The sequence below is a fragment of the Agrobacterium sp. YIC 4121 genome, from assembly GCF_002008205.1.
GTDB classification, from domain to species: Bacteria; Pseudomonadota; Alphaproteobacteria; order Rhizobiales; family Rhizobiaceae; genus Agrobacterium; species Agrobacterium leguminum.
The window spans coordinates 396,354-404,145 of sequence record NZ_MRDI01000004.1; the positions used below are offsets into that span (position 1 = coordinate 396,354).

General features: G+C 60.7%; 6 protein-coding genes. 2 read left to right on the forward strand and 4 right to left on the reverse strand.

What is annotated here, in order from left to right; translation table 11 throughout:
• Nucleotides 1-7: 7 nt before the first annotated feature.
• Genes hutU through hutI form a run of 4 tightly spaced genes read right to left on the reverse strand, consistent with a single transcriptional unit; the run spans nt 8 to nt 5,295 of the window.
• Nucleotides 8-1,681, reverse strand: coding sequence for a urocanate hydratase (gene hutU, locus BTE54_RS09130; protein WP_065656680.1), 1,674 nt, complete (start codon nt 1,679-1,681; stop codon nt 8-10).
• Between the two features lie 11 nt (nt 1,682-1,692).
• The gene (gene hutG / locus BTE54_RS09135; protein ID WP_065656681.1) at nt 1,693-2,493 is read right to left on the reverse strand and encodes an N-formylglutamate deformylase; all 801 of its coding nucleotides are present in this window, start codon (nt 2,491-2,493) and stop codon (nt 1,693-1,695) included.
• A 1-nt stretch (nt 2,494) separates the two neighbouring features.
• The gene (gene hutH, locus BTE54_RS09140) at nt 2,495-4,039 is read right to left on the reverse strand and encodes a histidine ammonia-lyase (RefSeq protein ID WP_078052206.1); all 1,545 of its coding nucleotides are present in this window, start codon (nt 4,037-4,039) and stop codon (nt 2,495-2,497) included.
• Nucleotides 4,036-5,295: an imidazolonepropionase gene (gene hutI, locus BTE54_RS09145; protein ID WP_078052207.1), complete on the reverse strand. Its 1,260-nt coding sequence runs from the start codon at nt 5,293-5,295 to the stop codon at nt 4,036-4,038. The genes hutH and hutI overlap by 4 nt, the downstream gene beginning before the upstream one ends.
• 114 nt (nt 5,296-5,409) lie before the next feature.
• On the opposite strand from hutI, the gene BTE54_RS09150 reads away from it, so the two are divergent.
• Both BTE54_RS09150 and hutC read left to right on the forward strand, forming a co-directional pair.
• A complete protein-coding gene (locus BTE54_RS09150) occupies nt 5,410-6,756 on the forward strand; it encodes a formimidoylglutamate deiminase (RefSeq protein WP_078052208.1) in 1,347 nt (448 codons plus the stop codon).
• 51 nt (nt 6,757-6,807) lie between these two features.
• Nucleotides 6,808-7,533 (forward strand): histidine utilization repressor, encoded by a 726-nt coding sequence (gene hutC, locus BTE54_RS09155; RefSeq protein WP_078052209.1) that lies wholly within the window; start codon nt 6,808-6,810, stop codon nt 7,531-7,533.
• Nucleotides 7,534-7,792 lie beyond the last annotated feature (259 nt).

Here is a 7,792-nt window from a genome sequence, read left to right on the forward strand (position 1 = left end):
AAGAGGATCAATTGCCGAGAATGCCGGGCAGGCGCAGGCCCTGTTCCTTGGCGCATTCCACGGCGATGTCGTAACCGGCATCGGCATGGCGCATGACGCCGGTTGCCGGGTCATTCCAAAGCACGCGCTCCAGCCGGCGAGCGGCATCGTCGGTGCCATCGGCGCAGATGACCATGCCGGAATGTTGCGAGAAGCCCATGCCGACGCCGCCGCCGTGGTGCAACGACACCCAGGTCGCGCCGGATGCGGTGTTGAGCAGCGCGTTCAGGAGCGGCCAGTCGGAAACGGCGTCCGAGCCATCCTTCATGGCCTCGGTCTCGCGGTTGGGCGAGGCGACAGAGCCGGAATCCAGATGGTCGCGTCCGATGACGATCGGCGCCTTCAGCTCACCGTTCCTCACCATTTCGTTGAAGGCGAGGCCGAGACGGTGGCGGTCGCCAAGGCCGACCCAGCAAATACGCGCCGGCAGGCCCTGAAAAGCGATGCGCTCGCGCGCCATGTCCAGCCAGTTGTGCAGGTGCTTGTTGTCTGGCAGCAGTTCCTTCACCTTGGCGTCGGTCTTGTAGATGTCTTCCGGATCGCCGGAAAGGGCGGCCCAGCGGAACGGGCCGATGCCGCGGCAAAACAGCGGGCGGATATAGGCCGGCACGAAGCCCGGAAAGGCGAAGGCGTTTTCGAGGCCCTCATCCTTTGCGACCTGGCGGATATTGTTGCCGTAATCGAGCGTGGGAACGCCGGCGTTCCAGAAATCGACCATGGCCTGCACATGCACCTTCATCGAGGCGCGGGCGGCAGCCGCAACGGCCTTTGGGTCGCTTTCCTGCTTGGCGCGCCATTCGGCAACGGTCCATCCGGCCGGAAGGTACCCATGGACGGGATCGTGCGCCGAGGTCTGGTCGGTAACGATATCGGGACGAACGCCGCGACGGACGAGTTCCGGGAAGATTTCCGCCGCATTGCCGATCAAGCCGACGGATTTCGCCTCGCCCGCCTTGGTCCATTGGTCGATCAGGGCCAGTGCCTCATCGAGTGTATGCGCCTTCGCATCGACATAACGGGTGCGCAGGCGGAAATCGACGCGGGTTTCATCGCATTCGACGGCGAGGCAGCAGGCGCCGGCCATGACGGCAGCGAGCGGCTGTGCGCCGCCCATGCCGCCGAGACCGCCGGTGAGAATCCACTTGCCCTTCAGGTTGCCGTCATAATGCTGGCGGCCGGCCTCGACGAAGGTTTCATAGGTACCCTGCACGATGCCCTGCGTACCGATGTAGATCCACGAACCGGCCGTCATCTGGCCGTACATGGCAAGGCCCTTCTTATCCAGCTCGTTGAAATGATCCCAGTTCGCCCAATGCGGCACAAGGTTGGAATTGGCGATCAGGACGCGCGGCGCGTCCTTATGGGTGCGGAACACGCCGACCGGCTTGCCGGACTGCACGACGAGGGTTTCATCCTCGTTCAGATCCTTCAGCGTCGCGACGATACGGTCGAAATCGTCCCAGGTGCGGGCGGCGCGGCCGATACCGCCATAAACCACCAGCTCATGCGGGCGCTCGGCCACGTCAGGGTCGAGATTGTTCATCAGCATGCGCAGCGGCGCTTCCGTCATCCAGCTTTTGGCATTGAGGTCAGTGCCCTGCGGCGAGCGGACATCGCGAATATTGTGGCGTGGATTGTTCATGTGTTTTCCCCTTATCGTTTCGTGTCGAGCGCAAATTTTTCCATGCGCGTGAGAATGGTTTTGAGATGAGAGCGAAGCCGTTCGGCCTTGCCCGTGTCATAGGCAAAAGGCGGCGTCTCGCTTTGAAGATGGGTGGATTGCGCCAGCTCCATCTGAATGGCGTGCACGCCGCTCTGCGGTTTTCCGTAATGGCGCGTCGTCCAGCCGCCCTTGAAACGACCGTTCAGAATGCTGTCGTAGCCGTCCGCTGCGGCGGTCACCTCGACGGCGATCTTCTCGATGGTCGGATCGCAGGTCTTGCCCATATCCGTGCCGATGTTGAAATCCGGCAGCTTGCCTTCGAACAGGAAGGGAATATGCGAACGGATCGAATGGCAATCATAGAGAATCGCGATGCCGTGGATGGATTTGACCCGCTCGATTTCCGCCGCAAGGGCCGCGTGATAGGGCGCGTGGAAGTTTTCCAGACGGTAGGCGATATCGTCCGCTGCGGGTTCCTGTCCTTCATTCCAGATCGGCTCGCCGTCGAAATCGGTCTCCGGAACAAGCCCGGTTGTGTTCTGGCCCGGATAAAGGCTTACCCCGGCCGGATCGCGGTTGGCGTCGATCACATAACGATGGAAGGTCGCCCTTACGGTTGTCGCGCTTTCGAGAAGGCTGGCATAGAGCTCATGGATATGCCAGTCCGTATCGGCGAGAATCTTGCCGTTATCGTTCAGGCGTTGCCAGATATCCGCCGGGACATCCGTGCCGGTGTGGGGCAAGCCGAGAATGATCGGCGATGAACCTTCCTTGACGTCGAAGACACGCATCTCAAACCTCCAGCTTCGGCAGAATGCCGTCCGAAATCGTCGCGACCAGCGCGCCGGAGGCAATCAATTCCGCCGCAGCCTTCAGGTCCGGCGCCATATAGCGGTCTTCCTCCAGCGAAGGGACCGCCGCGCGCAACGCCGCAATCGCCTTTTGCAGTTCGGGGCTCGTTTTCAGCGGCCCGCGCAGTTCCACGCCCTGCACGGCCGAAAGCGCCTCGATGCCGAGAATGGCGAAGAGATTGTCCGTCATCGGCAGCAGGCGGCGCGCGCCATGGCAGGCCATGGAGACATGGTCTTCCTGATTGGCGGAGGTCGGCGTGGAATCCACCGACGCCGGATGCGCCATCTGCTTGTTCTCGCTCATCAGCGCGGCGGAGGTGACTTCCGCGATCATCAGGCCGGAATTCAGCCCGGGCTTCCTGGAAAGAAAGGCCGGCAGACCATAGGAGAGGGCCGGATCGACCAGCAGCGCCACGCGTCGCTGGGCGATTGCGCCGATCTCGCAAATGGCGAGCGCCGTCTGGTCGGCGGCAAAGGCCACCGGTTCGGCGTGGAAATTGCCGCCGGAGACGACGGAATTGTCTGAAAGCACCAGCGGATTGTCGGTCACGGCATTGGCTTCGATTTCCAGCGTGCGGGCCACCTGCCGCAGAAGATCGAGGCAGGCGCCATCCACCTGCGGCTGGCAGCGAATGCAATAGGGATCCTGCACCCGCTCATCGCCCTCGATATGGCTGACGCGGATTTCCGAACCCTCCAGCAGATTACGAAGCGCAGCTCCCGCGTCGATCTGGCCCTTATGACCCCGCAGGCTGTGAATATCGGGATGGAAAGGTGCAGATGAGCCCATGGCGGCATCGGTGGAAAGCGCACCGGTAATAAGTGCCGCCTGTGCTGCGCGGTGGGCTCGGAAAAGACCGGCGAGCGCCAGCGCCGTCGAAGTCTGCGTGCCGTTGATCAGCGCCAGTCCTTCCTTGGCGGCAAGCACCACCGGGGACAGTCCGGCTTTCGCAAGCGCTTCGCCGGCCGGCAGAAGCGCGCCCGCATAAAAGGCCTCGCCTTCGCCCATCATCACCGCCGCCATATGGGCAAGCGGCGCGAGATCGCCGGAAGCCCCAACCGAACCCTTTTCTGGAATGACGGGGATGACGCCCTTCTCCAGCATGGCTTCGATCAGCCGCACAAGTTGCAGCCGCACGCCGGATGCGCCGCGACCGAGCGAAACCAGCTTCAGCGCCATGATCAGCCGCACGACATTTTCAGGAAGCGGTGCGCCGACCCCGCAGCAATGCGACAGGATGAGATTGCGCTGCAGCGTCGCCACATCGGCCGCGTCGATCTTGATGGAAGCGAGCTTGCCGAAACCGGTATTGATGCCATAGACCGGCGCATTGCCGGCAGCGATCTCCGCAATGCGGGCCGCCGCCTTTTCAATGCCTTTATCGAAGCTGCGGTCGAGTTTGGCGCTGCCGTTCTCCCAGTATATCGCGGCGAGATCGGCCAAGGTCACATTGCCGGGGTGAAGCGTGATGGTCTTCATGGTCATGGGCAAACCTTCTGTCCCTTGAAAATGCGGGCGTGGAGCGGATTGAAACCGATGCGGTAGACGAGTTCTGCCGGACGCTCGATGTCCCAGATGGCAAAATCCGCGGATTTTCCAGCCTCCAGCGTGCCGGTTTCGCTAAGCAGGCCGAGCGCCTTTGCCGCGTTGCGTGTCGTCGCCGTCAGGCACTCTTCCACGGTCATGCGGAAAAGCGTTGCGCCCATATTCATGGTCAGCAGCAGGGAGGTGAGCGGTGAAGTGCCGGGGTTGCAGTCCGTTGCCAGCGCAATGTCGGCCCCGGCATCGCGCAGGGCCTGCACCGGCGGCAATTGTTTTTCCCTGAGCGCGTAGAAAGCGCCGGGAAGAAGCACGGCCACGGTTCCTGCTTTCGCCAGCGCCTTCGCACCGGCCTCATCAAGATATTCCAGATGATCGGCCGAAAGGGCGTTATAGGATGCCGCAAGCTCGGAACCGCCAAGGTTGGAAAGCTGCTCGGCATGCAGTTTGACCGGAAGGCCATACTGTTTTGCAGCCTTGAAAACCCGATCGATCTCCTCGACGGAAAAGGCGATGCCTTCGCAAAAACCGTCAACCGCATCCGCCAGTCCGTCCGCATGGGCTTTTTCCAGCCCAGGCAGAACGACATCGCCAATATAATCGGCGTTGCGCCCCTTATAGTCTGCAGGTGTCGCATGCGCGGCGAGATAGCTGGTGACGATGCGCACCGGCCGCAATGTCTCGAGCCTGCGGGCGACGCGCAGCATTTTCAGCTCGGTTTCAATGTCGAGACCGTAACCGGATTTGATTTCGACCGTGGAAACGCCTTCGGAAAGAAGCGTGTCGAGGCGCGGCAAAGCCTGCGCCACCAGAGCATCTTCCGAAAGCGCGCGCGTGTCGCGCACCGAAGAAACAATGCCGCCGCCCGCTTTGGCGATCTCTTCATAGGTTGCCCCATTCAGCCGCATCTCGAATTCCATGGCGCGGTTGCCGCCGAAGACAAGATGGGTGTGGCAGTCGATCAGGGCAGGGGTGATCCAGCGGCCGCCGCAATCGTGGGTCTCATCGGCCGTTGACAGATCGGCGGGCAGATCGCCTTCAGGGCCGGCAAAGGCGATGCGGCCGTTACGCACGGCAATGACGGCGTTTTCGACGGCGCCGATGCCTTCCATGGCGGGATTGAAGGTTGCCAGCCGGGCGTTGCGCCACAAAGCCGTGGCGTTCCCCGTCGCCGTTCCGTTTGCAGATTTGTTCCCTGGCATTTGCTTTTCGCCTTTCCTTTGTGAGTTAAATGTATATACATAATAACCGGCTTGGCAAGCTGCAATTTCGTGTTTGAAATGGCCTTGCCGGACAGAACCAAAGGAGAGGGTGGCATGACGGCAATTCACGCGGGCGCAGCGCTTCTGGTGGATGGATGGGCGAAGGATGTTCGCATCGTCTGCGACGAAGGTGCTATTTTATCCGTGGAAACCGGTGTTTCCCCGCAGCCGCAGGATGAGCGACATGCCGTCATCGTCCCGGCCATGCCAAATCTTCACAGCCACGCCTTTCAGCGCGCCATGGCCGGGCTTGCCGAAATCCGTGGTCCCGGCGATGACAGTTTCTGGAGCTGGCGCACCGTCATGTATAAATTCGCGCTCTCCATGACGCCTGACCATGTCGAGGCCGTTGCTGCCCAGCTTTATATGGAAATGCTCGAGGCTGGTTTCGGGCGGGTTGGAGAATTTCACTATCTGCATAATGACAGGGATGGCTCGCATTACGGCAATATCGCCGAAATGGCCGAACGGATCGGCGCGGCCGCCTCGCAGACGGGTATCGGCCTCACATTGCTGCCGGTCTTTTATGCCCATTCCGGTTTCGGCGGCCAGGCGCCAATCGACGGGCAGAAGCGTTTCATCCATTCGCTCGACAGTTACGGAAAGCTGATGCAGGGTGCGCAGGCCGTGGTGGACAGGCTGCCGGGCGCCACGCTCGGGATCGCGCCGCACAGCCTGCGTGCGGTGACCGGCGACGAGCTGGCAGCCATCGAGCCGCTGGCAAAGGGCGGGCCGATCCATATTCATGTGGCGGAACAGACGAAAGAAGTGGAAGATTCGCTCGCCTTTTCCGGTGCGAGACCGGTGGAATGGCTGCTTGAAAACGCGCCGGTCGATGGCCGCTGGTGCCTTATTCATGCGACGCACATGACGGAAACCGAAACGCGAGGCATGGCAAAAAGCGGTGCTGTTGCCGGTCTTTGCCCTATCACGGAAGCCAATCTCGGCGACGGCATCTTTCCGGCTCCGGCGTTTCTCGCTGAAAACGGCCATTATGGCGTCGGATCGGATTCCAACATTCTGATTTCCGTGCCGGAAGAATTGCGAACGCTCGAATATTCGCAACGCCTCTCGCATCGGGCACGCAATGTCATTGCCGATGCCGGCCATTCCACGGGCGAAAAACTCTTCCGGCAGGCTCTTGAGGGCGGCGGCAGGGCTCTGGCGTCGCGAAATGGTCTGGAAAATGGAAAAAGCGCCGATTTCGTCTCTCTTGATGTTTCGGCCGTTTCTTATCTTCCGACATCCCAGATTCTCGATCAGTGGATATTCGCGGGCGGCATTTCTGTCGATTCCGTTTGGGTGCGCGGCGAAAAGCGCGTGCAGGCCGGCCGGCATATCCACCGCCGCGAAATATCCGATCGTTTCAACAAGGTCATGGCTGAACTTCTCGATAGCTGATATGGGCTCGGCGGAAACAGGAAAAGGCCAGCGGGGAAGGGCATTGCGGACGTGACGAAAGCATCAGCCGGGCAGACCCTGCACCAGCGTATCCTCACTGAGATCGAGGGCCGGATCGTTTCGGGAGAATGGCCGCCGGGCCACCGGTTGCCTTTCGAGGTCGACCTAGCCGATCAATATCACTGTTCGCGCATGACCGTGAACAAGGTCATGGGCCAGCTCGCCAAGGCCGGTTTGATCGAACGCCGCAAGAAATCCGGCAGTTTCGTTCGCCAGCCGCAGATCCAGTCCGCCGTTCTTCAAATTCACGATATCGGGGCGGAGGTCGAATCCCTTGGCCTCGACTATGGCTTCAAAATACTGAAGCGCGAAAGGCGTAGCGCGAAAAGCGCTGATCGTGAGCGGCTCGACGTTTCCGTCGGGACACCCTTGCTCGACATTCTCTGCATCCATTTCGCCGGTGCACGCGAATTCTGTGTCGAACAGCGCCTCATCAGTCTGACGGCAGTGCCGGACGCGGCTGAAACCGACTTCACCGAAGTTGCGCCCGGCCCCTGGCTGCTCGGCCATGTTCCCTGGAGCACTGCCGAACACCGGATCAGCGCCGAAACACCGTCGAAGGAGATCGCGCGCCTGCTCGGTATTTCGGACAGGCAGGCGTGTCTTGTCGTGGAGCGCCGTACCTGGAGCAATTCGGGCGCTGTCACCTATGTGCGCTTCGCCTATCCCGGCAATGCGCATGCGCTGGTCGCCCGCTTCAGCCCGTCTTCCGACTGACATCCGCAAGGCCTTCGCCCCTGTTATTGCGATATGGAGACCCTATATAGGGGACGGCCCATCAAGCTTGACGGACACCGACGGGAAAACCGTTAAAACTCGTTAATTTATACGATAATTTTCAAATTCCCTTTTACAATCAGGTACATATCACATTTCTTGTTTTTTTTGATATTGCTGTGTTGACTTGTTTGGCTGGGTAGATTTATAAGTCCGCTCACTGAACGAGGGCGGCGGCGCTGCTGGCGACGGCGACTTT

Coding starts and splice junctions, on each gene's coding strand:
- hutU (WP_065656680.1), bottom strand. CDS start 1,681: ATGAACAATCCACGCCACAATATTCGCGATGTCCGCTCGCCGCAGGGC.
- BTE54_RS09150 (WP_078052208.1), top strand. CDS start 5,410: ATGACGGCAATTCACGCGGGCGCAGCGCTTCTGGTGGATGGATGGGCG.
- hutH (WP_078052206.1), bottom strand. CDS start 4,039: ATGACCATGAAGACCATCACGCTTCACCCCGGCAATGTGACCTTGGCC.
- hutG (WP_065656681.1), bottom strand. CDS start 2,493: ATGCGTGTCTTCGACGTCAAGGAAGGTTCATCGCCGATCATTCTCGGC.
- hutI (WP_078052207.1), bottom strand. CDS start 5,295: ATGCCAGGGAACAAATCTGCAAACGGAACGGCGACGGGGAACGCCACG.